The sequence below is a fragment of the Bradyrhizobium sp. Kon56 genome (genome assembly GCF_055807635.1).
Genome location: NZ_JBVVOU010000135.1, coordinates 1 through 552, shown reverse-complemented (window position 1 = coordinate 552; position 552 = coordinate 1). Strand labels below are relative to the sequence as shown.

The 552-nt window shown below is 60.5% G+C and carries 1 pseudogene; it reads right to left on the bottom strand.

Annotated elements, in window-relative coordinates:
- Positions 1-359: 359 nt before the first annotated feature.
- Positions 360-552: pseudogene (locus tag AC0L3B_RS38290) on the bottom strand (hypothetical protein); the annotation flags it as partial.

Sequence of the window (552 nt, the reverse complement as noted above, 5' to 3'; positions counted from 1 at the left end):
CGCGCGTTAGCTCCGACCTTCATTCGACGTTGCACTTCGGAACACAGCAACGAGTCGATCGCCTTGCCAAAGCTCAACGTCGTGCTCGTCATGCATTTGCTCGGCTCGGCGTCTCGCCGCCTGCTCGTCAATGCAGTCGAGCTTTGCAGCGCAGATCAGTTGCCGGCTGCCGTCCACCACGAACACCTTGTACCGCATAATGCAGTCCGATCCCAAAGGCGACCGTCATCGTACTCGAATGTCCGTCTAAGCCGGTGCCAAACTAGGCGTGGCGCACGGAATCTTTGTACGTGTGGCAGTTCGGCTATACCGGCTCGTGGAATCCATTGATTGCGCGGCGGATGTACCTCGCATCTAAGCTAACGTAATCTCCACGCATGCCGAAGCGTGCGGCTCGAGCTTAAGAGCGAGATGCCGCCAAGCGTCATCAGCAGCACACCGAACCAGACCGTCCAGCTGCGCGCTTCGCCGTGCGCCTCTGCAGTGCGCGCGCCCAGCGGCATATCTTGAGGTGCGTCGGCGAGAAGCTGCCCAACGTCGACTTGGCCCGGC